Origin of the sequence: Ewingella allii (genome assembly GCF_044430645.1) — a bacterium.
In the GTDB taxonomy this organism is placed as follows: Bacteria; Pseudomonadota; Gammaproteobacteria; order Enterobacterales; family Enterobacteriaceae; genus Ewingella; species Ewingella allii.
Map to the genome: position 1 here is coordinate 536816 of NZ_JAWUDN010000001.1, position 25007 is coordinate 561822.

The window sequence follows — 25007 nt, forward strand, 5'->3', positions numbered from 1 at the left end:
GCTCTTCCCAGCTTTCAGCGGAATGGTAAGATACGTGCTCGTTAAAATTTAGCTGTAGGGTTGTCAATGTTCGATCTCGCAATGGGCCAATCCAGCCTGGCCTCATTGGTGCTGTGTGTTTTGTTTATTTTGCTATTTTTGCTGCTGTGGTTTGTGGTTAACCGCGCCAGCGTCAGAGCTAATCAGCAAATTCAGCTTTTACAGGAAATCGCTGAACAGCAGCGCCAACAAACGGAGCTGTTAAAAATTCTTGCTGCGCAGGTTAAAGGGCCAACCCCTCAAGAGCCTGAGGAAGAGGATTCCGTGCTCAGCCTGCGGGGCTTTATCCCCGAAAGATAAGCGTTTGGATTGATGCTTTTGATCTGACCCAAGCCCGCCGGTGTTACTACTTGCGGGCTTTTCTTTGTTTCCGATTTGGCTTTCATAAAACTGTCTTATTTCTGTCGTAGTCTCAGGGCAACAACGATACCCGATGGAATGACGATGATTAAATGGTCTGAAGAGAACGACAGCGAGCTGAACCACAATATTGCCTTACTGACGGGCGAAGAGCCCGACAAATGGTATCCCTACGGCGGCGTCAAAGGTAAAGACTATTGCAACAACCCTTCCGATGCCTGGCCGATTATTTGTGCCAATAAAATTAGCCTTAATGCCACTGAACGGCCGGGGGATACCCGCTGGTCTGCGCAAATCCAAAGCGAGCAGGGGCATTGGCATGCCGATAGTCACCGACCACTGCGTGCTGCGATGGTTTGTTTCTTGTTAAGTAAAACTTGCGCGCAATAAAAAGCGCAGAGATACTCATTCTGTAACAAAGTTGCAAAGAAGTGATTCGAATAAGCATCGCGCGAAGCGATGCGTATCAAGTGATTAATGTTTCCTCATTTTGACAGTTGTGTCTAAGGCGGAGTCCATTATGAAGCGCATCATTAAAGGTGATAAAAATCTCTCCCATCTGGTGGTTGCCCATGCAGCCATCGACAGTCATGAAAAAGCCTACGGCACGCGACGCCAAGGCTGGCCCTCAACGTACCTCATCAAATACAAAGACTCTCGTGTGGCGGTAGAAGTGGTTACCCGCCGGCAATCTTACGTTGCTACCCTTATGATTGGAGCCAGAAATCTCACCAAACTTTGTGCAGAAGCTGCCTGAGTAAAGTCCTGTCACGGATGTTGCAGTAAAACTTTGTACATACTACTGTTTATTCACACCCAAACCGCGATGAGGCTAGCCTTCATCGCGGTTTTTACTTCCCAATAAGTAAGCTGTCTGCGTAATTTGAAGGAACGTTATGGCTATTAAAAATCCCTATTATGATGCGTCTAAGCCGCACCATACGCCGGAAGGGTTTACCAATCCTGAACCTCATAATCGACAGGACGGCGATCTCAAGCGCTGGCAGCGCGAGCGCAAAGAGCAGCAGTTGCCCAAGCCGCCGCGCCGTGGCTATGAGCATTTTATTTCCCAGTGGTGGCAGAAGGCCGAGTTTAGCGGCCGCGAAGATCGCCTGTGGTTCCTCGGCCATGCCTGCCTGCTGTTACGGATTGCGGGGAAAACCGTGCTGATGGACCCGGTGCTCTCTGCTCGCGCCTCGCCGTTGAAATTCTACGGCCCAAAACGTAAGACGCCGGTGAGCGCCGACGTCGCGGATTTGCCGCACATCGATTATGTGCTGCTGTCGCACAACCACTACGATCATCTGGATAAGCCGACCATTAAACGGCTGCTGCGCCGCTTCCCCGAGCTGGAGTTTATTGTGCCGCTGGGCATGAAGCGTTGGCTGATACGCCAGGGCGCGCGCCACGTCACCGAGCTGGACTGGTGGCAGGAGCACAGCTTTGGCGGGTTGACTTTCCACGCGGTGCCCGCCCGCCACTGGAGTATGAGAACCCTGTGGGACCGAAATCGCTCGCTCTGGTGTGGCTGGGTGGTCACCAGCGCCGACCTGCGTTTCTACTTCTCCGGCGACAGTGGTTATAGCAATCAATTCAAAGTTATTGGCGATAAGCTGGGGCCTTTCGATCTGGCGGCGATCCCGGTCGGCGCCTATGCACCACGATGGTTCATGAGTGCGCAGCATATGGACCCGCAGCAGGCGGTAGAGGTGTTCGCAGAAATAAAATGCCGCAAAGCCGTGCCAATTCACTGGGGGGTGTTTGAATTAGCGGATGAATCTTTGGATGAGCCTTTGCAGGAATTAGCCCAGGCCACGCAAAACAATGCAGAAATCGCCGCGCGTTTTTATCCGTTGAAAATTGGGCAGAGCATTCTGCCTGAGTGAAATAGTTACCGTATTAACGCTTATTGACGGGAGGCTATCCTCTCGTCATGGCTGATGATCATTTCCCCCGCCCGATAACATCGCCATAGGCCCAGCGCCTTGCTGCTGAGCCGCCTGCCGGGCAGAGGCTAAAACCGGTGAAACGCTGAAAATGTCTCTTAGCTCTCGTTTTCTACCCAAATAGAAAATGGAATCGTGATGACGATCACTGTAAAGGGTTTATTAAAATATAAATCCAGTTTCGGATTTAAACATACTTAAATTAACTGTGGTTATATAATAAACAGTAATTTAACCATCCGGTCATTATTATTTCATCATAATGTTAAATACTAGAAACAGGCGCTATTGCCATATTGACCATGGCGCTATGGGCGGCTGAAATTATACCAACTAATAAGGCAGCGTTATTAGTTGAAATAAAATTGTTTGCTCGCTTGCGGTGCAATAGATTACGGGCGGACCAATGAAATGCACCACGGCCTTCAAGTGCGCCCATTTTGGTGAATGCATAACCAATCAGTAGCGAGCGTTGCGGCGCAGTCCTCTCAGTACTTCATGGCATATCTTAAAAGATAAAAATTCAAATAAAGTTGTCTTTTACGCTTACCGTTCGCCATTAAATGAGCAATAATCAGGGCTAGTCGTTATTGTTTTGAATCAAAGACAGGCTTCCCTGTTAAGCAGAAAAAAGCATGTCTATCAACATATTTCAGCTTAGCCAAACGGCTACCGGCTTTAACCGGCTCAAATATGTGCGACACGTCCATCACTGATTAAAAATGGCTTGCCATCGAAATCAGTTTATGTGATAACGCATATGGGTAAAACGAGGTACGGTTCTGTATATGTGTGGCATTTTCAGTAAAGAAGACTTGAGTAAAAACGTTATCGTTGAACGCTGCTTCTCTGCCGATTTATATCTTAGTGCCTCAAGCAGTAACGACTCTAGTTTGTCTATGTAACGCCAATAGGCGGCTTTAAACAATCCAAAGGAAATACTCAAGATGGCAAAGATTAAAGGTCAGGTTAAGTGGTTCAACGAGTCTAAAGGCTTCGGTTTCATCACTCCTGCTGACGGCAGCAAAGACGTATTCGTACACTTCTCTGCCATTCAGGGCAACGGCTTCAAAACTCTGGCTGAAGGCCAGAACGTTGAGTTCTCAATTCAAGATGGCCAGAAAGGCCCATCTGCTGTTGATGTAACTCCAGTCTAAGCAGCATCAGCTGTGAAAAAAACCCGCCATGTGCGGGTTTTTTTGTATCTGCGATCTGAGGCCGCGTCACTCAGGCAAAATCATAATGCCCGATTGCTGATTGCGACCACTGATCCCCGGATGCGTTGGGTCTTTGGCCCGCTGGTGGGTGTTGCGGCGAAAACTGGTGTAGGTAGAGCTACCGTCCAGCTCGGTACTACAGATGGTGCAGCCGCCGCTATGGTCAATGGCACCAAAGCCTAAATGCTCAAGCTTGGCCTGAGCAATGGCCGCTAAGTCGAGATGGCGCGGGGAAGGGGAGATCAGTGCGGGCGGCAGGTCCAGATCGCGCAGAAACTCATCCACCAGCTCTTGGCTGACTTCATAACAGCAGGCGCGCGCCGCCGGGCCGATTGATACCACCCAATCCTCCACGCTGCCGTCTTGATTAATGCGTTCGGCCATTTTCTCAATAATGCCCGCCTTTAGCCCACGCCAACCGGCATGCACCACGCCCACGCGGCGACCGTCCCGACAGCTGAAAATTAACGGCAGGCAGTCGGCGCTAAACACGGTTAATAGAATGCCGGGCTGGGAAGTATAGAAGCCGTCAGCTTCGCCACAGGGTTGGGCGGGCTGGATGATATCCACGATGCGGGTACCGTGGACCTGCTTTTTCTGCGGCCGGGTCGTTTCAAACTCGGCTAAAACCTCGGGGATTAGAGCGCGCTTGCTGCCGAAGCCGTGGCGGATCCCAGGTATCTGGCTGAGTAACGCCGAAATGTCAGTCATATAAACCACGTCAAATAAGTAAAACGTCGAAGACTCAGTGTAGCTGGGTTTTTCCTTTCCTTGCCAGCGGTTGCAACTCTCGGGTGCGTTCTTTAGACTTGGCGGCATTCTGCCTGCGGGCACCGCGAATTCCCTTTAGGATCTTCATGAGTTATCAATGTCCTCTTTGCCATCAGCCACTTACGCTTAACGATCGCCAGTGGCGCTGCCCGCAAAATCATCAGTTTGATCATGCCAAAGAAGGCTATGTCAATTTGATGCCCGTACAGCATAAGCGTTCGAAGCAGCCGGGGGACAGCCCGGAGATGATGGAGTCGCGCCGCCGGTTCCTCGACGCTGGTCATTACCAGCCTTTGCGCGATCTTGTGGCGCAGCGGCTGAACGAGGCGCTGCCGGCAGAGGCCTCGACGCTGTTGGACATCGGCTGTGGTGAAGGCTATTACACCGCCGAGGTGGCGCGTCGTTTGAGCGAGCTGCTCAGGATCGAGGTGTATGGTTTGGATGTCGCCAAAGTGGCCATTCGCAACGCCGCCAAACGCTATCGTGAGGTGAACTTTTGCGTGGCGTCGAGCCACCGCCTGCCGTTTGCCGACCAGTCGCTTGACGCCGTACTGCGTATTTATGCGCCGTGCAAGGCAGAAGAGCTATATCGCGCCGTTAAGTTCGGCGGGCTGGTACTGACCGTCGCGCCGGGGCCGCGTCATTTATACCAGCTGAAAGGGCTTATCTATTCGCAAGTGAAACTGCACGCCGAGTTGGATGAACGGCTGGAAGGCTTTGAGCGGGTGAGTCAGGAGACGCTGGCGTATCCAATGAAGTTGAAGGGTGCCGAAGCTTTTGATCTATTGCAGATGACGCCCTTTGCGTGGCGGGCCACCGAAGAAGTTAAAGCGGCGTTGCTGGCTGAGACGTCGTTCTCCTGTGAAACCGACTTCCTCATTAGAGTGCATCGCCGCGCCTAACAGGCTTCTCAGCTCAGATAGCCTAGGTGCTCCAGCAGGATGTTGCAGCCAATACCAATCAGCACCGCGCCACCCAGCACTTCGGCCCAGCGCCCTAACAGCGGGCCGATAAAGCGTCCTAAGAGGATGCCGATGGTCGCCATGATGGTGGTGGCCAGCCCGATAGCCAGCGCGGTATGGATAATATTCACCTGCAGGAAAGCCAAGCCGACGCCGATGGCCATAGCATCTAGGCTGGTGCCAATGGCGGTGGCGGCCAAAATCCAAAAGCCGTGGCGGCTTTGCGCGGTGGCTTCTTCCTGCGGTTTATTCTTCAAACCTTCCAGAATCATGCGCGCGCCCAGAATGAACAGTAGGGTGAAGGCGACCCAGTGGTCCCACGCCATAATATATTTGCTGGCGACCAAGCCAATGCCCCAACCAATCAGCGGGGTGATAGCTTCGATGATGCCAAAGATTAAACCGGTGCGCAGTGCTTCACGAAAGTGAGGGCGGTGCAGGCTGGCGCCTTTGCCTATCGACGCCGCAAATGCGTCCATCGACATGCCGAAAGCCAGAATCAGTGTTGCGGATAAGTTCACGAGTGTTACCTCGGCCGGGTGTTTCCATATACACGTAACCCACCCCCAACCTTACGACGGAGCTACGCGTCTATGGTCTCGCCAACCTTACGGCTGCTCGCACCACGTTTTATTTCAAAACGAGTATGTTGATACGAGCGTTTTCACATCTATTGTACAAGACAATGGATGCAAAAACCGGCTACTCCCCAAATGACGGCGCAACCTTAACATAATATTTTAATTGATAACAACAACAAATAATTTAGGGTTTAGCATTCTCAAAGATAATGATTTTCATTAAGTACCCGCACTGATCATATTGATTGGATAATAAACTCACAAATTGTGGAATTAAACATCAATAACAACTCTACGGGTAATTGGCGTTATTTAAATATAATGCTATTAAATATAGCCAATAGCATAAATTACGTAACTTATTGATGTTCAATCATTAAATTATAGATGTTCTGCAAGTCGTCTAACTGGTTAACCCTTATTAACAGCTTGCGTTGTTCCAGTTCGATCACTAAAACGCCATCCTCTGAGAGATTCATGGATTTGATTCGGTCATAGGTGATAAATGCATTGGCGTAGTAAAAGCCTGTCGATTTAAACAACATTTTTGGCCAGCGGATAAACGAGATATAGAAAGAAATTAGCGCCAGACCTATTAATAAGTAGTTGGTGATCGGCGTGCCCTGAGCATTCACATTGTTATAAAGCAGGATGGCCAGCAGGCCAATAAAGATAATGCAATCAATCTTGTTACGGCGGCGCAGGTTGACGCGCAGCAGCGTTTTCCCTTTGTTAGATCCCATCAGGAATTCGTCGTAAATGGCGTAGGCCAGAAGCAGAAGGGCGAAGACGGCGAGGACGATATCAGTGAGGGACATGCAAACTTCTCCAGCGTGAAAGCATAAAAAAGCCGGGGGATAGGCTCCCCCGGCTTAGTGATTACTTAAAGACCTAACAGGCCAATCCAGTAACCGAAGATACCAATGGCGAAGAAGCCAATGATGATCCACAAGGCGTTAACTTTACGGCGTAACAGCCACATACAGCCGAAGGTCAGCAGCAGTGGAACCAGACCCGGCATCAGCTGGTCGAGAATGGTCTGAACGGTAGTCACCGTGGTTTTACCGGTTTGGTCGGTAATGGTCGACACCACCAGCGGTATGTTGACGTGCGTCCACTTGTTAACCAAGGCCCCCATGACAAACAGGCCGAGAATTGACGCCCCCTCGGTCAGTTTTTGCAGGAAGCCGCCGCCCATATCGTTAACGATATCGACACCTTTTTTGTAGCCATATGCCACGCCGTAGTAGCGAGTCAGCAGGCGTACAAGGTTAAACAGGACGAAGAACAGCAGTGGACCCAGCAGGCTGCCGCTCATCGCGATACCCGCGCCAAGGGCGGCGAATACCGGGCGAACAGTACCCCAGAAGATTGGGTCACCCACGCCAGCCAATGGACCCATCAGACCGACTTTCAGGCCGTTGATGGCCGCGTCGTCGATAGGTGCGCCGTTGGCACGCTGCTCTTCCATCGCCAACGTTACGCCCAGTACAGGTGCCGCAACGTATGGATGGGTGTTAAAGAACTCTAAGTGGCGTTTGATGGCCGCTTTACGATCATCGTTGTTCTCTGGGTAGAGACGACGAATGGCCGGAACCATGCAATAACAGAAACCCAGTGCCTGCATACGTTCAAAGTTCCATGAACCCTGGAACAGGTTCGAACGCATGAACACACCGCGAATGTCGCCTGGCGTTAGTTTCTTTTCAGGAGTTTGGCTAACTGCAGTTTGATCAACCATTTCTCTCACCCTTAATCTAATTCGTTATCGAGATCGTTAACACCCTGTGCTGGCCCAGCCGCTTGCGCAGACTTGTTGTATTTCGGGCTCAACTGGATGTACAGCACTGCCATAACCACACCAATCACACCCAGGGCAACCAGGTTGAAGTTAGTGAAAGCAGCGGTGACGAAACCGAGGTAGAAGAACGGCATCAGGTAACCGGCGCGCATCATGTTGATGACCATCGCATAACCGACGACCACAATCATACCGCCCGCAATGTTCAGACCGTTGGTCACAACAGCAGGGATAGATGCCAGCATTTCCTGAACCACTTCGGTACCAACAGACACGGCAACGATCACGGCAGGGATGGCGATACGCATCGCTTGGAGTACCAACGCCGAAACGTGGATCCAGGAGATAGCGCGCAGGTTGCCGCGTTCTGCCGCACTGTCAGCCGCGTGCTGGAAGGCAACGGTGATGGTACGAACGATGATGGTAAGAACCTGACCCGCCGCTGCCAGTGGGATAGCAAGGGCAATACCCGCGCCAACCGACTGACCACCGGCAATAACCAGGATGGTTGAAATGATGGAGGCGAGGGCGGCATCGGGCGCCACTGCCGCACCGATATTCATCCAGCCAAGGGCAATCATTTCCAGCGTACCACCGATGATGATCCCGGTTTTAACATCACCAAGAACAAAACCGATTAAGGTACAAGCCACTAAAGGACGGTGGAACTGGAATTCATCAAGGATGGAACCCATCCCCGCAATACATGCAACAATAAATATCAGCACAATCTGTAGTGTGGTGATCTCCATTGCACTTCTCCTATGACAAAAGGACTCTGAGTAAAATAAGCTCATCAGAAACAGATTATTTGTTAAAAATCTGTCGCTTTAATTCGCTGAGTTTATTAATTCATTTTATTAATGAGATCCATCATCTTCAGGCGACTGTCAGAAGAGACTTTACGCACCTCAAGCTCGATACCCTTGGCGTTCAATTGCTTGAAAGCTTCAATATCTTTTTCATCGACGGAAACGGCGTTATTAACCTGAGTTTTACCTTGACGGAATGCCATACCACCAATGTTAACCGACGTAATATTTACCCCACCTTCAACAACGCGCAGAACATCTGTCGGGTTGGTAAATAACAGCATAACGCGGTCGCCGGCATATTTTGGGTTGTCGTAAACGCGAATGGCTTTAGCCACATCGACGACGTGCGCCGTCACGCCAGGAGGAGCAACCTGCGTCAACAATGTCTTACGGACATGGTCGGCGGCTACTTCGTCACTGACGACGATGATGCGGTTAACATTGGTTTCTTTGGTCCAGCGTGTCGCAACCTGACCGTGAATTAAACGGTCATCGATGCGAGCCAGGCCAATTTTCATGTGATCATTCGGGCCTGTTGGACGCGCTGGCGCGGCCGCTTTAGGTGCCGAAGCCACAGGTTGAACAGCGGCTGTTTCTGTTTCTGGTTCAGGGGTTTTCAGCGCTTTCACGCCAACACGCCCGGTTTCCACCGCAATGGCGACCAGTTCAGCAAACGAAGGGTTGTCGTCACGCGCCATGAAGGTTTCCGCCAGCATAGGGATATTCACCCCAGTGACCACTTCATAATTCTCTTTGTCGACGACAATTCGGCTGGCGGCATTAAACGGACTGCCACCCCAGGTATCTACTAAGAAGAGCACGCCGCTGCTGGTATCAAGTCCACCCAGCTTTGCCGTGTATTTCTCAATTAATGTTTCAGCATTTTCGCCGGGAACGAAATCAATAAAGGCGACGTTATCCTGTTCGCCTAAAATCATTTCCGCCGTTTTCAGCAGCTGTTCGGCTGCTGACCCATGCGTGCCGATGATAATAGCAATACTCACTCGCTACCTCCTCTGTTAACCCTTAAGGTTATGCACATAAGTGTGGGTGCTCATTAAATTCGACACTTTTGTTACCCGTGACGAATGTTGCTGTTCTTGCGCGCGGTCCATTGAGAGATGACTCAGAACCTTCGTGCTTTTCAGTCATTAATTTCTGATAAACAACAAGAAGCGTGCATTGCAGAACCTCAACAGGTTGTGCGACCGGATTTATTTTAGTGTGTGAAAAAATAAATTATGTGACGACTGTCTGCTATTGAACGACGTATGATGAATGAGTTATGTCATTGCATACAAAAACAGCATAGTGGAAGTGGAATACTCTGGAGCCAAAAACATTCTTTTCCGAATAAATGATTCCTGATAGAGTTGCTTTCCCAATAATTGCACAGGAGTATCGGGCCTCAGCCCTCCCTATGGACTGTCACCGACGTCACTTATCCTCTTTTTCCTTCTTTTCTCAGTATTCCGGCAATTTCGCCTATTCAGGTCGGATTAATGCCGCATTGAAATCGTTTACTCAGATCACCACTGATCTCAACCACCGGACCAGCTCTGGCGGGAACGTCTTGCGTCTTTTTTCTCATTGTGTGAATCACGGGGCCTAATATGGAATTTTTAATGGACCCATCGATTTGGGTCGGTCTACTGACACTGGTCGTGCTGGAAATTGTTCTCGGCATCGACAACCTGGTTTTCATCGCCATCCTGGCTGACAAGCTGCCGCCAAAGCAGCGCGACAAGGCCCGTATTATCGGCCTGTCACTGGCGCTAATTATGCGCCTCGGCCTGCTGTCACTGATTTCATGGATGGTGAAACTCACCACGCCGCTCTTCAGCATCGCGCAATTTAGTTTCTCCGGGCGCGACCTGATCCTGCTGCTGGGGGGGATATTTCTGCTATTTAAAGCCACGACTGAACTGCATGAGCGGTTGGAAGGGCAGCAAAGCCACGGCGGTAATAACCGCGGTTACGCCAGTTTCTGGTCGGTGGTGGCGCAAATAGTGGTGCTCGACGCGGTATTCTCCCTCGACGCGGTGATCACCGCCGTCGGCATGGTGAATAACCTTGCAGTGATGATGACCGCGGTGGTGATCGCCATGGGCGTGATGCTGCTGGCCTCCAAGTCGCTAACGCGCTTTGTGAACAATCACCCGACGGTAGTGGTGCTCTGTCTGAGCTTCCTGCTGATGATTGGTCTGAGCCTGATTGCGGAAGGTTTTGGTTTCCATATTCCGAAAGGTTACCTGTACGCCGCCATTGGTTTCTCGATTCTTATCGAATTGTTCAACCAAATCGCGCGTCGCAACTTCCTCAAGAGCCAGTCGAATCGCCCAATGCGTGAACGCACGGCCGAGGCGATCCATCGCCTGATGGGGGGCAAAAGCCACCGTCATGAAGAAGAAGACGATCAACGTCAGACGCTGCCGAACCAAGAAACCTTCGCCGAAGAAGAGCGCCACATGATTAGCGGCGTCCTGACGCTGGCTTCGCGCTCTCTGCGCAGCATCATGACGCCGCGCGCGGATATCTCGTGGGTCGACTGCGAACGCTCTCCGGCGGAAATCCGCATGCAGCTGCTGGACACGCCGCACAGCCTGTTCCCAATCTGTCGCCACTCTCTGGATGACGTGATTGGCGTGGTGCGCGCTAAAGACCTGCTGGTGGCGTTGGAAAACGGCGAAAACATTGTCGCCTTTGCCGAAAAGACTGCGCCAATCGTGGTGCCGGAAACTATCGACGTCATCAACCTGTTGTCGGTTCTGCGCCGTGCGAGAGGCCGTTTGGTGATTGTCAGCAATGAATTTGGCGTGGTGCAAGGGCTGGTAACGCCTTTGGACGTGCTGGAAGCCATTGCCGGTGAGTTCCCGGACGAGGATGAAACCCCAGACGTGATCGTCGATGGCGACGGCTGGATTGCCAAGGGTGGCACCGATTTGCACCTCTTGCAGCAGATCCTCGACACCTACGAGCTGGTCAGCCCAACTGACGACTACGCCTCGTTGGCCGGTCTGCTGTTAGCCCAGTCGGGGCAAATGCCTGAAGTGGGGGAAATCATTGAGATCCCGCCGCTGAAATTCGAAATTATCGAACTCGCCGAGTACCGTATTGAGCGCGTGAAGATAACCAAGATTAAATCTGAGCATGATTGGCACGAGGCCGAATAACCTGTCAGGGTGATTCAGCAATAAAAACGGCGACTTCGGTCGCCGTTTTCTATTCTGCCCAGCCAAAATCCTCCTTAGAAGGAAAATGGCGCGGCCAGCTGATTGTTCTGCTCATAGCGTTCAAGCCACTGCGGGAAGATATCTATCGGCATCGGACGGGCGAAGTAAAAACCCTGTAGCGCATCCACCTGGCGCTCGCGCAAATAGTTGGCCTGCTCCAGCGTTTCCACCCCTTCGGCAATCAGTTTCAGCTTCAGGCGATGGGCCAACGTAATGATGGTGTCAGTCACCGTGGCGTTAATGGCGTCAGTGCCAATGGAAGCGGTAAAGGCGCGGTCAATCTTCAACACGTCAGGATTCAGTGCCTTGAGGTAGCTCAGCGAGCTATGCCCGGTGCCGAAATCGTCAATCGCCAGCATCACTCCCATGGCTTTTAGCTTGGCTATATGCTGCGCGCTCAGCTCCTGCAGTCGGGTACGCTCGGTCAGCTCCAGCATCAGCGAGACGTCGGGCTTGGCGGAAAGCCAGAGATCGCGGACGTCATCAATGATTTCCATATTGTGGAAGTGCTGCGCAGCGACGTTGACGCTAATGTAGAAGTCTTCGCGTGGCGGAAAAAGGTGCAGGTTCTCACTCACCTGACGCAGCAGGTAGCGCGTCAGCGGAATAATTAACCCATGCTGCTCGGCCAGCGGGATGAACAGTTCGGGTGACACCCACTCCTGGCGGCGGTTCTTCCAGCGCATCAGGGTTTCAACCCCGACGCAGGTGCCATTGCCGCTATTTATGATTGGCTGGCAATAGACCTGAAACTCGCGATGGGAGATAGCATGGCTAATCGGATAACCCAGGCTGAGGCGGCTGGCGGACAGCAAATAGGTGGCGATGGCGACCAGCAGGCTGATAAGCAGTGATAGGGGCAGGTGAGAAGGGAGGCCGCCCCAGGCAATGGTGGTGGCGGTATCGCCATACAGCGAAATGGAGAAATCATTATGGGTGGAATAGGCCTGCACCACTTCATCACCGCCGAGCTTGCTGCGCGGCACAATGTGGTTTTTGTCGTATTCCAGGCTCTGATTGAGCACGTTAAGCACGATACGATTGGCATAAGGTGGCTGCGGCTCTAGCAGGAAATTTCCCAGAATGCCGATGTTATAGACAAACAGCACGCCGTTGCGATTATAGTTTTCTAACGGCTGCCACTGCACCAGCGTCGGGATGCTTTCTGGCGTCATGATCGAGTAGCGCAGCTGCACCCGCTTGTTGCCTAACGCCAGTTCGGGCAGTAGCTGGTTGAAGTCCACCTGTAGCGCACCCGCGAGGCTCGAACAGACGATTTTGCCATTTATCACTAAGGCAATGGCGCGCAGGGTTTGAATTCTCGCCACGGCGCGCTGCAAACCGATTTGCTGCTGAGCGCAGCCGGTACCCGCCGCGATAAAGTCGCCAAACGAAACTTTTGTTGCAGGCTGTAGAAGGTTCTCCAGTTTTTGCACTGTGTGATTTGCCAGCCGCTGCTGATTCAAACTGATGACCCGGCTCTGTTCGCAAATGCGAATACCTAGCGTCATGATCAGGGCGAAAAGGCCAATCGCGGCGGCGAAGGCCACGCGGTAGGAGCGATATTTTGCGAGCGCTATCGGTGAAAAAGGCATACTACTGCTCCTCAAATTCCGACAAAATGCGCGAAAGTGACGTTGTCACGGATGAATGCCCTTATCATGTCCACCATCGAAGATAGCGGCTTATTCGTTTTATGGCTTGGTGAACCAGAATAGCTGACGTAACACGTGTTTCAGTAATAACGCAGAATGCCGTAGCAGCCGCGGAGAATGCAAGAGGGTGAAATGAGTTTTTCCTGATATTACAGGGGGTTTCTGTTAATAGAGAACAAATGGCTGTGGAGTTTACTGAAGGGCAGATTTCATGCGGCCACCTCTCGGTATTACTGCATAAAACCGAGGGCGGCCGGGGTAACTATCAGCGTTGAGGCAGGTTAATCACACTGTACTTTGATGGCCAGACCACCCCGCGATGTTTCGCGGTATTTGGCATTCATGTCTTTGCCGGTTTCGTACATGGTTTCGATGACTTTATCCAGAGAAACGCGAGGCTCGCTGGTACGGCGCAGGGCCATACGCGCCGAGTTAATGGCTTTCACCGACGCAATCGCATTACGCTCGATACAAGGCACCTGCACTTGCCCAGCTACCGGGTCACAGGTCAGGCCGAGGTTGTGTTCCATGCCGATTTCCGCCGCCACGCATACCTGCTCCGGGCTGCCGCCGAGCAGTTCCGCCAGACCGGCAGCCGCCATTGAGCAGGCCACGCCCACTTCACCCTGACAACCCACTTCCGCACCGGAGATAGAGGCATTCATCTTGTAAAGAATACCGATAGCGCCGGAAGTGAGGAAGTAGCGCAAATAGATGTCTGGGCTAACGGATTCAATGAACTGGTCATAATAGGCCAAAACCGCCGGCACGATACCGCAGGCGCCGTTGGTCGGTGCCGTCACCACGCGGCCACCGGCGGCGTTTTCTTCATTGACCGCCAGCGCGAACATATTCACCCAGTCAATGACGTTCATCGGGTCATTGGAGAGCTTATCGTTGGACACCAGCATCCGGCGCAGGGCAGGAGCGCGACGCGGCACGCGCAGCGGCCCCGGCAGCACGCCTTCGGTGTTCAACCCGCGATCGATACAGGCCTTCATGGTCTGCCAGATATTTTCGAAATAGAGCTCAATATCCTGCTTGCTGTGCTGCGCCAGCTCGTTCTTCATCATCAGCGCAGACAGCGACAGGCCTGTCTCTTTGCACTTCGCCAGCATTTCGCTCGCCGAGTTAAAGGCGTAAGGCACGGTGACCTGATCCAGCACCGGCTGGCCGAAATGCTCATCATCGACGATAAAACCACCGCCGACGGAGTAGTAGGTTTTGCTGTACAGCAGCTTGTCGCCCGCAAAAGCGTGGATCTGCATGCCATTTTCATGCTTGGAGAGATTTTCATTGCGGAACACCATGCCGGTGTCCTGCGGGAAATCGACTTCGTGGTGGGTGTCGCCCAGCGGCAGACGGCGGCGCTGCTCGACATCGCGAATGAAGTGCGGAATGCCATCAATGTCCACGGTGTCAGGCTTGTTGCCCGCCAACCCGAGGATAATGGCGATATCAGTATGGTGTCCTTTACCCGTCAGCGACAGCGAGCCATAGACATCTACCGCAACGCGAGTGACGTCGGCCATCATGCCTTTTTCGAGCAGGTCATCCACAAACTGTTTGCCCGCTTTCATCGGCCCCAGCGTGTGGGAGCTGGAAGGACCAATACCGACCTTGAACATGTCGAAAACGCTAATCACGTTGAATACTCCTGTTTTGGCCGATGGCACTGTCATGTGCATCATGCCCGGATAGATTTACTGTTTAATTAATCTTTAGTAGTGGATTATCGCAGTTTTATTCCGGACTTAACACACAGTGTAAAAGGCCCTGTGACCTAAAGTGGCTTTTTTCGCATGAAATAAAGTAATTTGATGCCGAAATGTGACCAATGTGTAAATTATGGCCATATCAAAAGAGGGGATTAGGCGCGAATTTGCTCCGCCAGACGGCGAATAATGGCGGCGGTCAGCCCCCAAACGAACTGCTGCTGATACCAGGAAAGGTAAACGCGATGGTGAGTGCCGGCGCGATGGATATCCAGCGGGTGATAGCGCGACAGGTTAAACGCCTCTTCCAGCGGCATCTCGAACAGCTCGGCCACTTCGTCTTCGCAGGGGTGCAGCGGCACATCTACCGGCAGCAGCCCGACCACCGGCGTGACCTGAAAACCCGTGCTGCTGTCGAGCGGGGCCAGCGTGCCGAGCACGTTGACGTCGCCGTAGGGGATCGCCACCTCCTCCTGCGCTTCACGCAGTGCGGTGAAGATAATCGATGAATCCGTCTCGTCCACCGCGCCGCCGGGGAAGGCGACCTGCCCGGCGTGCTTGCGCAGGCGGTCAGAGCGGCGGGTGAGCAGCAGCGTCGGCTGCTCGCGACAGATGATCGGGATCAGCACCGCCGCCTGACGTTTCCCCGTCACCTTGGCTGGCGCAGAGGCTGGGAGTTGCAGTTGGAAACGGCGCAAGAACTCTTCTACCGCAGGTGAATAACGCGGCATCTCGGTCGCTTTTTCAAGGCTCATCAATGCTTAGGTTCTCCCAGTTGAGGCAGAATTCGGGCCACTTTGTCGAAAGTCTCCTGATATTCCGCCTGTTCTACGCTGTCCGCCACAATACCACCGCCCGCCCAGCAATAAATGTGATCGCCCTCGGTCAATAGGGTGCGAATAGTTATGTTGCTGTCCATCGTGCCACAACAACTAATATAGGCGATGCTGCCGCAATAGGCGTTACGGCGATGCGGCTCCAGCTCTTCAATAATCTGCATGGCGCGGACTTTTGGCGCGCCGGTAATAGAGCCGCCGGGGAAGCAGGCGCGTAATAAATCACTGCCGTGGCACGCCGCCGGGAGGTCGGCGGTGATGGTGCTAACTAAGTGATGTACCGCCGGAAATGGCTCGACCACGAACAGCTCCGGCACTCGCACGCTGCCGGGGGTGGCGACGCGGCCGATGTCGTTACGCAGCAAATCGACAATCATCAGATTCTCCGCACGATCCTTCTCTGACGCCGCGAGGCGCAGCGCCTGTTGGGCATCGGCCTGCGGGTCGGCTAAGCGCGGCAAGGTGCCTTTGATCGGCCGCGTCTGCACGCGCTGGTTCTCCAGCCACAGGAAACGCTCCGGCGAGAGGCTCAGCACGGCGTTATCCGGCAGGCGAATAAAGGCTGAGAAGGGGGCACGGTTAGCGGCGTTCAGCGTCAGGAAGGCTTGCCACTCGTCGCCGGAATAGCGGGTGGAAAAACGCTGCGCCAGATTGATTTGGTAGCAGTCGCCGCTGTGCAGGTACTCCTGAATCTGGCGGAACTTCGCGCCATACTGCTCGCGGCTCATGTTGGCTTGCCAGTTGCCGTGCAGCGTAAATTCGCTGCTTTCCGCCGGCGGGGTCTGAGATTCAAGCCATGCCAGACGCTGCTGAATGTCGCCGTGGCACACCAACGTCAGGCGCTGCAACTGGTGATCGGCAATCAGCGCCCAGTCATAAATGCCTACCGCCATGTCGGGCAGCTGAATGTCCTGCTCGGCAAGGTTCGGCAGGGTTTCCACCCGACGGCCCAGATCGTAGCCGAACAGCCCCAGCGCGCCGCCGAGAAACGGCAGATCTTCGCGCGACTCGGCCCGCAGGCCCGAAAGGGCTAATTGCTGGTCAATCAGCAGAAACGGATCCGCGTCGCTCACCTGAGTGCCTGTTGCGCTGGTAATCTCCGTGCTATCGCCACGGGTAGTCAGCCGGATCAACGGATCGGCAACTAAAATATCAAAGCGATTATGGGCGTGATCTGCCGAGCCGGAGTGCAGCAGCATGGCCCACGGCTGAGCAGAGAGCGGGGCGAACCGCGCCAGCAGGGCATCGGGATGGTAAGGGAGCGCGTGTAAACGGTAATTCTGGGCAGGCTGCATGGATGGCTTCACGATGTCTGACGAATGGGCTGGAACAGGGTGGCGATCCTAACATAGATTTACGCCCCTGAAAGCTGCATAGGCCAATGCAGTAAGAAGGAGTATACTGGCGGTCCTTCACGTTGTAGTGGCGCTTGAATGGCGACATTGCTGACCGTATTTCCCTCATGACCCAGAAACAGGACACTCCCATGCTGACAGGTATGCCTTCACTTTCACATAGCGAACAGGAACAGGCCGCCGACCGTATCCGCCAATTGATGGCCGACGGCATGAGCAGCGGCGAAGCCATTGCCACGGTGGCGGACGAAATTCGCACCAAGCATCAGGGCGACCGCGTCACCGTCATTTTTGATGACGAAGACGAATAATGCCTAGCCGGGCTGAGAAGCCGGGCGCAAGAGATACAAAAACCGGGTCCTTCGCAGGCCCGGTTTTTTTGCATTCAACTTCAGCAGATAAAGGTTTAGCCCTTAACCACCACCGCCGCCGCGGCTTTCTTGGCGGTTTCGACGGCTTCTTCCACGCTGTCGCCGATAGACAGCGCCACGCCCAGACGGCGTTTGCCACTGATTTCTGGCTTACCGAACAAGCGAACCTGATTCGAGCCAACCAAGGCATTTTCCAGCCCGCTAAAGGTGACATTGTTGCTGGTCAGCTCAGGCAAAATCACCGCAGAAGCCGACGGGCCGAACTGGCGAATCTGGCTGATTGGCAGGCCGAGGAAGGCGCGCACGTGCAGAGCGAACTCTGACAAGTCCTGAGAAATCAGGGTCACCATGCCGGTATCGTGAGGGCGCGGGGAGACTTCGCTGAACACCACGTCATCGCCGCAGATAAACAGCTCAACCCCGAACAAACCCTTGCCACCCAAGGCTTTCACCACGCTTTCGGCGATATCTTTGGCGCGTTGCAGCGCCAGCTCGCTCATTTGCTGTGGCTGCCAGGATTCGCGGTAGTCGCCATCTTCCTGACGATGGCCGATTGGCGCGCAGAAGTGAATGCCGTCCACCGCGCTGATGGTCAGCAGGGTAATTTCGAAATCAAACTTCACCAGACCTTCCACAATCACGCGACCGCCACCGGCGCGGCCACCTTGCTGGGCGTAGTCCCACGCCTGCTGTAATGTCGCTTCGCTGCGGATCAGGCTCTGGCCTTTGCCGGAGGAACTCATTACCGGCTTGATGATGCACGGGTAGCCAATTTCATCGACGGCGGCGCGGAAAGCGGCTTCGTCGTCGGCGAATTTATAAGTAGAGGTTGGCAGCTTCAGGGTTTCAGCGGCCAGACGGCGAATGCCTTCGCGGTTCATAGTCAGGCGCGTGGCTTCGGCAGTCGGCACCACGTTGTGGCCTTGTTTCTCAAGCTCAACCAGCATGCTGGTGGCGATAGCTTCAATCTCAGGCACGATGAAATCAGGGCGTTCGCTCTCAATAAGCTGCTTCAGCGCCTCGCCGTCGAGCATGTTGATCACGTGGCTACGATGGGCAACCTGCATGGCGGGAGCATCGGCATAGCGGTCAACGGCAATCACTTCCAGACCAAGACGCTGGCATTCAAGGGCGACCTCTTTACCCAACTCGCCGGAACCCAATAACATGACGCGAGTCGCGCCGGTGCGCAGTGCAGTACCAATGGTTAACATAGCTTCGTACCCAGATCTGTGGTGGTTGAAAAGGTGTGCTGATGGCGCATTCATAGGCCAAATTCGCCGCCCTGTGAGCAGTTCGGGCGCATTATAACGGAAAAAAAAGGCGACGAAAACGATTGCGCGGCAAAGAGTGCGATTTGCGTGAGGCGGCTGAATATGCGTTAATATCACTGCACTCGCGATCGAGGCGGATGCTTTTAAAATAGTAAAGGATATAAAAATGAGTAAGTTAACTGGTCAGGTCAAGTGGTTCAACGAAAGCAAAGGTTTCGGTTTCATCACTCCGGCCGACGGTTCTAAAGACGTTTTCGTGCATTTCTCCGCAATTAACAGCGATGGTTTCAAAACGCTGGCCGAAGGTCAGAACGTTGAGTTCACCATTCAGGACAGCCCACGTGGCCCGTCCGCTGCTAACGTTGTTGCACTGTAAGTCTTACAGCAAAAACGCCTGAGCGTCTTGACCTCGGGGCAGTGACAGACAATCTGTCGCTGCGCAGCATGAAAAACCCGCCTAGTGCGGGTTTTTTTGTGCATGACGTTCGCTGAGTAAGGCGGGCAGGCCGTCTCTCTGTTATCATTTAGCCCAAATCATGGCGCCGTTTTTTCCGTCGCTGCCCCGAATTTTCTGCCTTATATAAAGAGTTATCGCCTTGAGCACGCATTCATTCTCCGTCCTGCCACTGCCCGCCGAGCAGCTATCTAACTTGTCCGAGCTGGGTTATGCCGAAATGACCCCCATTCAGGCCGCGTCTTTACCGGCTATCCTGCAAGGGCAGGACGTCCGCGCCAAAGCCAAAACGGGCAGCGGTAAAACGGCCGCGTTTGGCATCGGGCTGCTGGATAAAATCACCGTCGGGCAATTCGTGACCCAGTCGCTGGTGCTCTGTCCAACCCGTGAACTGGCCGATCAGGTCAGCAAAGAGCTACGCCGTCTGGCACGCTTCACCCAGAACATTAAAATTTTGACCCTGTGCGGCGGCCAGGCTATCGGACCTCAGCTTGAGTCTCTGGTGCATCCCGCGCATATCATCGTCGGCACGCCGGGCCGTATTCAGGAGCACCTGCGTAAAGGCACGCTTAAGCTGGATCAGCTGAAGGTGCTGGTGCTGGACGAAGCGGATCGCATGCTGGATATGGGCTTTAGCGAAGATATCGAAGACGTAGTGAGCTACGCGCCGCAAGATCGCCAAACCCTGCTGTTTTCCGCCACTTATCCGGAAGGCATCGAGCGCATCAGCAACAAATTCCAGCGTCAGCCGGTGAAAGTTGAAATTGAAGGCGAAGATGACATTGCCGACATCAAGCAAGTATTCATCGAAACTGACCGCAACCAGCGTCTGGCGCTGCTCACGGCGGTGCTGTATCAGCACCAGCCAGCTTCCTGCGTGGTGTTCTGTAACACCAAGCGCGACTGCCAGGAGATTTACGAAGCACTGGCAGGCAAGGGCATTAGCGCGCTGGCGCTGAATGGCGACCTCGAGCAGCGCGACCGTGACCGCGTATTAGTGCGTTTCGCCAATGGCAGTTGCCGCGTACTGGTGGCGACCGACGTCGCCGCGCGCGGTTTGGACATCAAACAGCTGAGTCTGGTGATCAACTATGAGCTGTCGTTTGATCCGGAAGTCCACGTCCACCGCGTAGGCCGTACGGGCCGTGCAGGCACCAGCGGCTTGGCGGTGAGTCTGGTCACGCCGCAGGAGATGGTGCGCGTTCACGCGCTGGAAGATTACACCCGTCAGGCCGTGGTTTGGCAGCCTGCCGCGCAGGTCATGTCGGCAACGCCAGTGGCGCTGGACCCAGAAATGGCCACCCTGTGCATCGACGGCGGCCGCAAAGCCAAGATCCGTCCCGGCGATATTCTCGGTGCCTTGACGGGTGATGCCGGGCTGACGGCGGCAGAAGTGGGGAAAATCGATATGTTCCCGGTTCACGCCTATGTAGCGATTCGCCAGAAAAGCGCCAAGAAAGCCCTGCAACGCTTGCAGGAAGGCAAAATCAAAGGCAAAAGCTGCAAAGCCATTATCCTGCGATAAGCCAGCAGCCGAGAAATAAGTTCGCGCCGCCGCCATGTTAACGTTGTGTTATGATCTTGTCATAGATTAACATGTGCCTGTTAAATATGACCCTGCATTAAGCAAGGATATCGCTTAATGCAGCGTTCGGTCAGGGACAGAATCCGCATTCGGGAGGCGAAACGTGAACAAATTAATTCTTAGCGCAGTGGTGGCAGTAGCAGGATTGAGTGGCGCAGCGCAGGCCGCGCAGACCTCGGAGCAGCAAAGTCGCACCATAACCATCGCGCCTTGCAACAATGCCAGCAAGGATGAAGTGGCCGCTCTGGTAAAACGTGATTTTCTGCAAAACCGTATTACCCGTTGGGACGAAGATAAAAAACTGCTCGGCACCTCAACGCCGGTAGTGTGGATCTCCCCCGACAGCATTACGGGCGACAGCGCCAACTGGAGCGTTCCGGTGAAAGCGCGCGGTAACCGCGCTGAGAAAACCTATCCGGTAACGCTTAACTGCCAGATTGGCCAGATCACCTACGGCACGCCGCACTAATTCTGCTTAAAGCGCCTCGGCACCTTGCCCGACGGCGCTTACTCTTGCTGTTTCCTGCTCCCCACCTCGCTTGCCCGCTTAGTGCTTGGTTTCGCAAAATAAACCTGTCACTCTGCATAAACCTTCAAGAATATTGAGAGAAAGCCTGATGATCACACCTCCAAAGGCTGAAAAACGCCCTAAAACGCTATCCATCCACGGTGAAGACCGTGTCGATAATTACTATTGGCTGCGTGACGATGACCGCGCCAACAGCGACGTGCTGAGCTATTTGCAGGCGGAAAACGCCTATACCGAACAGGCGCTGTTACCCCATCAGGCGCTGCGTGAAACCCTGTATCAAGAGATGGTAGCGCGCATCGCGCAGCAGGACCACTCGGTACCTTATGTCAAACACGGCTACCGCTATCAGACCCGCTACGAGCCGGGCAATGAATACGCGATCTATCTGCGCCAGCCAGCCGCCGAGAGCGAGCAGTGGCAGACGCTGATTGACGGCAATGAGCGCGCCAGCGACAGCGAGTTCTACACGCTGGGCGGTCTGGATATCAGCCCAGACAACAAGCTAATGGCCGTCTCGGAAGATTTTCTCTCTCGCCGCCAATATGACATTCGCATCAAGAATTTGCAGGATGAGAGCTGGAACGATGACCTGCTGAAAAACACCGCAGGCAGCGAGTGGGCCAACGATTCCCAGACTCTGTATTACGTGCGCAAACATAAAAAGACCCTGTTGCCGTATCAGGTTTACCGTCACACCGTCGGCACTGATCCGAAAAACGACCAACTGGTGTATGAAGAGAAAGATGACACTTTCTACGTCGGTCTGGATAAAACCACCTCCGACCAATATGTGATTATTCATCTCGACAGCACCACCACCTCCGAAGTGCTGCTGCTAGACGCCAACGACCCGCAGGCCAAGCCGCAGGTATTCGTGCCGCGCCGTAAAGACCATGAATACGGGCTGGACCACTACCAGGGCCATTTCTACATTCGCTCGAACCGCGACATCGCCGCGCCAAAAGACGGTAAAAACTTCGGTTTATACAAAAGCGCCGATAACAACGAAGCCAGCTGGCAGACGCTGATCGCCCCGCGCGAGGCGGTGATGCTGGAGGGCTTTAGCCTGTTCCGCGGCTGGCTGGTGGTGGAAGAGCGCGAGCAGGGGCTGACCAACCTGCGCCAGATCCACTGGGCGACGGGTGAAGAGAAGTCCCTAAGCTTTGATGACCCGACCTATGTGACCTGGCTGGCCTACAACCCAGAGCCGGACACCGCGCTGCTGCGTTACGGCTACTCCTCAATGACCACGCCAAGCTCGCTGTTTGAGCTGAATCTGGACACTGGCGAGCGCAGGCTATTGAAGCAGCAGGAAGTGAAAGATTTCGACGCGGCCAACTACCGCAGCGAGCGCGTTTGGGTAACCGCGCGCGACGGCGTGAAAGTGCCGGTTTCGCTGGTATACCGCCGTGATACCTTCAAACCCAACAGCAACCCGCTGCTGGTCTATGGCTACGGCTCTTACGGCAGCAGTATGGACCCGGCATTTAGCGGCAGCCGCCTGAGTCTGTTGGATCGCGGCTTTGTCTTCGCTCTGGCGCACATTCGCGGCGGCGCAGAGCTGGGCCAGCAGTGGTATGACAACGGCAAGCTGCTCAATAAGATGAACACCTTCCACGACTTCATCGACGTCACCAAAGAACTAGTGGCCGAGGGCTATGGCGAAGCCAGTCAGGTTTATGCCATGGGCGGCAGCGCCGGCGGCTTGCTGATGGGCGCGGTGATTAACCAGGCCCCGGAGCTGTATCGCGGCATAGTGGCGCAGGTGCCATTTGTTGACGTGGTGACCACCATGCTCGACGAGTCTATCCCGCTGACCACCGGCGAGTATGACGAGTGGGGCAATCCGAATGACAAAACCTACTACGACTATATTCTGCAATATAGCCCGTACGATCAGGTGAAGGCGCAGGATTACCCCAACATGCTGGTGACCACCGGCCTGCATGATTCTCAGGTGCAATACTGGGAACCGGCCAAGTGGGTAGCGAAGCTGCGTGAGTTGAAAACTGACGATAACCAGCTGCTGATGTACACCGATATAGATTCCGGTCACGGCGGCAAGTCGGGGCGCTTCAAGGCTTACGAAGACATTGCGCTGGAATATGCTTTTGTTCTGGCACTGGCGGGAAAGTCGTAATTCAGTGAGTTAATAGCGCGGCCTTTTCGCGATGAAAGGGCCGCGTGACGTCAGCAAGTTTTTATTACTTCTCCAGAAAATGCTCAATGCTAAAGCGCATATCGCCGCTTAAATCTTTAATCGACTTCAACATCCAGCGCAGATAATCCGGGTCTTGCAGCGCGATATCTTCAATCTTCTGCCCACGGTATTTACCAAACTTCAGTGTCCGCAACAGGGTCGGACTGTTGCTTATCTCGAGCATTTTCTCCACGCTCCAGCCTGAATCCGCAATAATTCGCTTGAGCAGCGCGGCGGTGACATAGCAGTCATACAGGGCGCGGTGCGGGTACAGGCCCTCGGGAACAGTGACGTCGAGCTTCAGGGCGTAGCGCAGATACTGGTTGCTGTAACGAATATTCGGATAGAGCGCCTGTGCCAGCTTCAGGGTGCAAATCCACTGCCCGTGCATCTCAGGCAGCACGCCGCGATCGAAAGCCGCATTGTGCGCCACGTAATACTGGCTGCCGTGATACTTGCCGATGACCGCCGCGATGCGCGGTTTGCCGTCGACCATCTCTTCGGTGATGTGGTGGATGGCCATCGCCTCATGGCTAATCGGCCGATCTGGGCTTATCAGGTCGCTCATCGGCTGCACAATCTCGCCGTCTATCAGGTCGACGGTGGCGATTTCAACAATGCCGCCGTCCAGGCCACAGGTTTCCGTATCAATTACCCGGAATGTCATACCGATTCTCCTGTTTGGTTCTTATTAATGAGCAAGCTTCTCAATGATCAAAGTGTAAAGGATAGGTGGCCCCTGACCAACCCTCCGCACTTTTCTGCGGATGGCCCTAGCGGAGAACAACATGCCAGCAGATAGCGGTGATGGCGCTGACGCAGAGGGTAAATAAACAAAAAAACCCGCTATCAGCGGGTTTGTATCAATACGAAACGGTGTGACTTAAATGACTCAAGAAACCGTTAAGCGGCTGCCTTTTTGGCTTTCTTATCAGCTTTTTTCTCAGCTGGCGTTTTCAGCGGCTTCTTCTTCGCATTCTTTTTGCTATCCATTCCTTTACTCATGGTGGCTTGCCTCTCTAAAGCTAGTGGATTGGGTTGCTCACCTATTTACTGCTTAATTCGCTCAACTTGCAATAGCGGGCGGCGAGGTTTCGCTCAACGGCATGTTTCTATGCGAGTTATTGTTTTTTGACATGCTCTTATGAGGAATTTTTTGCGACGTTATGCCGTTTCTTTATACAACGGCGCTGATTTACTGTGCGACTGATTGAAAAAATGCATTTTTTTATTGTTAACAACATGTTGTTGATTGACCGGCTTAGCCTGATGCGCTGTTATGAGAAAGCGTAAATGAGAAATTGA

The 25007-nt window shown here is 53.6% G+C and carries 25 protein-coding genes and 1 riboswitch; of the genes, 13 read left to right on the top strand and 12 right to left on the bottom strand.

Annotation, left to right across the window (positions count from 1 at the left end; translation table 11 throughout):
• Positions 1–66 precede the first annotated feature (66 nt).
• The 6 genes from SBO83_RS02620 to cspE (SBO83_RS02645) all read left to right on the top strand — a co-directional run bounded on the left by SBO83_RS02620 (position 67) and on the right by cspE (SBO83_RS02645) (position 3502).
• Positions 67–339, top strand: a complete 273-nt coding sequence (locus tag SBO83_RS02620; RefSeq protein ID WP_353502507.1) for a YebO family protein — start codon at positions 67–69, stop codon at positions 337–339.
• 144 nt (positions 340–483) lie between these two features.
• Complete coding sequence (locus SBO83_RS02625) at positions 484–789, top strand: phage protein NinX family protein (protein ID WP_353502506.1); 306 nt, start codon at positions 484–486, stop codon at positions 787–789.
• A gap of 130 nt (positions 790–919) precedes the next feature.
• Entirely contained in the window at positions 920–1156 is a 237-nt protein-coding gene (locus SBO83_RS02630) for a DUF4060 family protein (RefSeq protein ID WP_353502505.1), read from the top strand.
• A 139-nt stretch (positions 1157–1295) separates the two neighbouring features.
• Positions 1296–2285: an MBL fold metallo-hydrolase gene (locus SBO83_RS02635; protein ID WP_396130362.1), complete on the top strand. Its 990-nt coding sequence runs from the start codon at positions 1296–1298 to the stop codon at positions 2283–2285.
• Between the two features lie 848 nt (positions 2286–3133).
• Entirely contained in the window at positions 3134–3250 is a 117-nt protein-coding gene (locus tag SBO83_RS02640) for a DUF2627 domain-containing protein (RefSeq protein WP_353502503.1), read from the top strand.
• Between the two features lie 42 nt (positions 3251–3292).
• The gene (cspE, locus tag SBO83_RS02645; RefSeq protein WP_353502502.1) at positions 3293–3502 is read left to right on the top strand and encodes a transcription antiterminator/RNA stability regulator CspE; all 210 of its coding nucleotides are present in this window, start codon (positions 3293–3295) and stop codon (positions 3500–3502) included.
• A gap of 66 nt (positions 3503–3568) precedes the next feature.
• On the opposite strand, the gene pgeF is transcribed toward cspE (SBO83_RS02645), so the two are convergent.
• Complete coding sequence (gene pgeF / locus SBO83_RS02650) at positions 3569–4273, bottom strand: peptidoglycan editing factor PgeF (protein ID WP_396130363.1); 705 nt, start codon at positions 4271–4273, stop codon at positions 3569–3571.
• A 146-nt stretch (positions 4274–4419) separates the two neighbouring features.
• Here pgeF and rlmA point away from each other — a divergent pair, with 146 nt between their 5' ends.
• Positions 4420–5235, top strand: coding sequence for a 23S rRNA (guanine(745)-N(1))-methyltransferase (gene rlmA, locus SBO83_RS02655; RefSeq protein ID WP_396130364.1), 816 nt, complete (start codon positions 4420–4422; stop codon positions 5233–5235).
• A gap of 8 nt (positions 5236–5243) precedes the next feature.
• On the opposite strand, the gene mntP is transcribed toward rlmA, so the two are convergent.
• The 5 genes from mntP to manX form a co-directional block, all read right to left on the bottom strand.
• Positions 5244–5816: a manganese efflux pump MntP gene (mntP, locus tag SBO83_RS02660; RefSeq protein WP_396130365.1), complete on the bottom strand. Its 573-nt coding sequence runs from the start codon at positions 5814–5816 to the stop codon at positions 5244–5246.
• A 10-nt stretch (positions 5817–5826) separates the two neighbouring features.
• Positions 5827–6019: riboswitch (yybP-ykoY riboswitch) on the bottom strand.
• Between the two features lie 216 nt (positions 6020–6235).
• Positions 6236–6694 (bottom strand): DUF986 family protein, encoded by a 459-nt coding sequence (locus SBO83_RS02665; protein WP_396130366.1) that lies wholly within the window; start codon positions 6692–6694, stop codon positions 6236–6238.
• Between the two features lie 65 nt (positions 6695–6759).
• Positions 6760–7617, bottom strand: a complete 858-nt coding sequence (locus SBO83_RS02670; RefSeq protein WP_353502497.1) for a PTS mannose transporter subunit IID — start codon at positions 7615–7617, stop codon at positions 6760–6762.
• Positions 7618–7628: 11 nt separating this feature from the next.
• Positions 7629–8429 carry a PTS mannose/fructose/sorbose transporter subunit IIC gene (locus SBO83_RS02675; protein ID WP_034791285.1) on the bottom strand — a complete coding sequence of 267 codons (801 nt, stop codon included), beginning with the start codon at positions 8427–8429 and terminating at the stop codon, positions 7629–7631.
• A gap of 95 nt (positions 8430–8524) precedes the next feature.
• Entirely contained in the window at positions 8525–9496 is a 972-nt protein-coding gene (manX, locus tag SBO83_RS02680; protein ID WP_353502496.1) for a PTS mannose transporter subunit IIAB, read from the bottom strand.
• A gap of 609 nt (positions 9497–10105) precedes the next feature.
• On the opposite strand from manX, the gene SBO83_RS02685 reads away from it, so the two are divergent.
• A complete protein-coding gene (locus SBO83_RS02685; protein ID WP_396130367.1) occupies positions 10106–11665 on the top strand; it encodes a TerC family protein in 1560 nt (519 codons plus the stop codon).
• 74 nt (positions 11666–11739) lie between these two features.
• Here the strand turns inward: SBO83_RS02685 and SBO83_RS02690 are convergent, their stop codons facing one another.
• The 4 genes from SBO83_RS02690 to pabB form a co-directional block, all read right to left on the bottom strand.
• Positions 11740–13320, bottom strand: coding sequence for an EAL domain-containing protein (locus SBO83_RS02690; RefSeq protein ID WP_396130368.1), 1581 nt, complete (start codon positions 13318–13320; stop codon positions 11740–11742).
• 341 nt (positions 13321–13661) lie between these two features.
• The gene (locus SBO83_RS02695; RefSeq protein WP_034791278.1) at positions 13662–15026 is read right to left on the bottom strand and encodes an L-serine ammonia-lyase; all 1365 of its coding nucleotides are present in this window, start codon (positions 15024–15026) and stop codon (positions 13662–13664) included.
• A 224-nt stretch (positions 15027–15250) separates the two neighbouring features.
• A complete protein-coding gene (locus tag SBO83_RS02700) occupies positions 15251–15850 on the bottom strand; it encodes a CoA pyrophosphatase (RefSeq protein WP_396130369.1) in 600 nt (199 codons plus the stop codon).
• On the bottom strand, positions 15850–17226 hold the full coding sequence (gene pabB / locus SBO83_RS02705) for an aminodeoxychorismate synthase component 1 (protein WP_396130370.1): 1377 nt from the start codon (positions 17224–17226) through the stop codon (positions 15850–15852). The genes SBO83_RS02700 and pabB overlap by 1 nt, the downstream gene beginning before the upstream one ends.
• Positions 17227–17417: 191 nt before the next feature.
• Here pabB and SBO83_RS02710 point away from each other — a divergent pair, with 191 nt between their 5' ends.
• Positions 17418–17597: a YoaH family protein gene (locus SBO83_RS02710; RefSeq protein WP_034791275.1), complete on the top strand. Its 180-nt coding sequence runs from the start codon at positions 17418–17420 to the stop codon at positions 17595–17597.
• Between the two features lie 95 nt (positions 17598–17692).
• Here the strand turns inward: SBO83_RS02710 and purT are convergent, their stop codons facing one another.
• Positions 17693–18871, bottom strand: a complete 1179-nt coding sequence (gene purT / locus SBO83_RS02715; protein ID WP_396130371.1) for a formate-dependent phosphoribosylglycinamide formyltransferase — start codon at positions 18869–18871, stop codon at positions 17693–17695.
• A 226-nt stretch (positions 18872–19097) separates the two neighbouring features.
• Between purT and cspE (SBO83_RS02720) the strand changes: the two genes are divergently transcribed.
• The 4 genes from cspE (SBO83_RS02720) to SBO83_RS02735 all read left to right on the top strand — a co-directional run bounded on the left by cspE (SBO83_RS02720) (position 19098) and on the right by SBO83_RS02735 (position 23642).
• A complete protein-coding gene (gene cspE / locus SBO83_RS02720) occupies positions 19098–19307 on the top strand; it encodes a transcription antiterminator/RNA stability regulator CspE (protein WP_034791273.1) in 210 nt (69 codons plus the stop codon).
• Between the two features lie 220 nt (positions 19308–19527).
• The gene (gene dbpA, locus SBO83_RS02725; protein WP_396130372.1) at positions 19528–20910 is read left to right on the top strand and encodes an ATP-dependent RNA helicase DbpA; all 1383 of its coding nucleotides are present in this window, start codon (positions 19528–19530) and stop codon (positions 20908–20910) included.
• Positions 20911–21073: 163 nt separating this feature from the next.
• Positions 21074–21439: a protein YebF gene (gene yebF / locus SBO83_RS02730; protein ID WP_353502490.1), complete on the top strand. Its 366-nt coding sequence runs from the start codon at positions 21074–21076 to the stop codon at positions 21437–21439.
• 148 nt (positions 21440–21587) lie between these two features.
• The gene (locus SBO83_RS02735) at positions 21588–23642 is read left to right on the top strand and encodes a S9 family peptidase (protein WP_396130373.1); all 2055 of its coding nucleotides are present in this window, start codon (positions 21588–21590) and stop codon (positions 23640–23642) included.
• A gap of 64 nt (positions 23643–23706) precedes the next feature.
• Here SBO83_RS02735 and exoX read toward each other — a convergent pair whose 3' ends face one another.
• The gene (exoX, locus tag SBO83_RS02740; protein ID WP_396130374.1) at positions 23707–24369 is read right to left on the bottom strand and encodes an exodeoxyribonuclease X; all 663 of its coding nucleotides are present in this window, start codon (positions 24367–24369) and stop codon (positions 23707–23709) included.
• Positions 24370–25007: the final 638 nt, after the last annotated feature.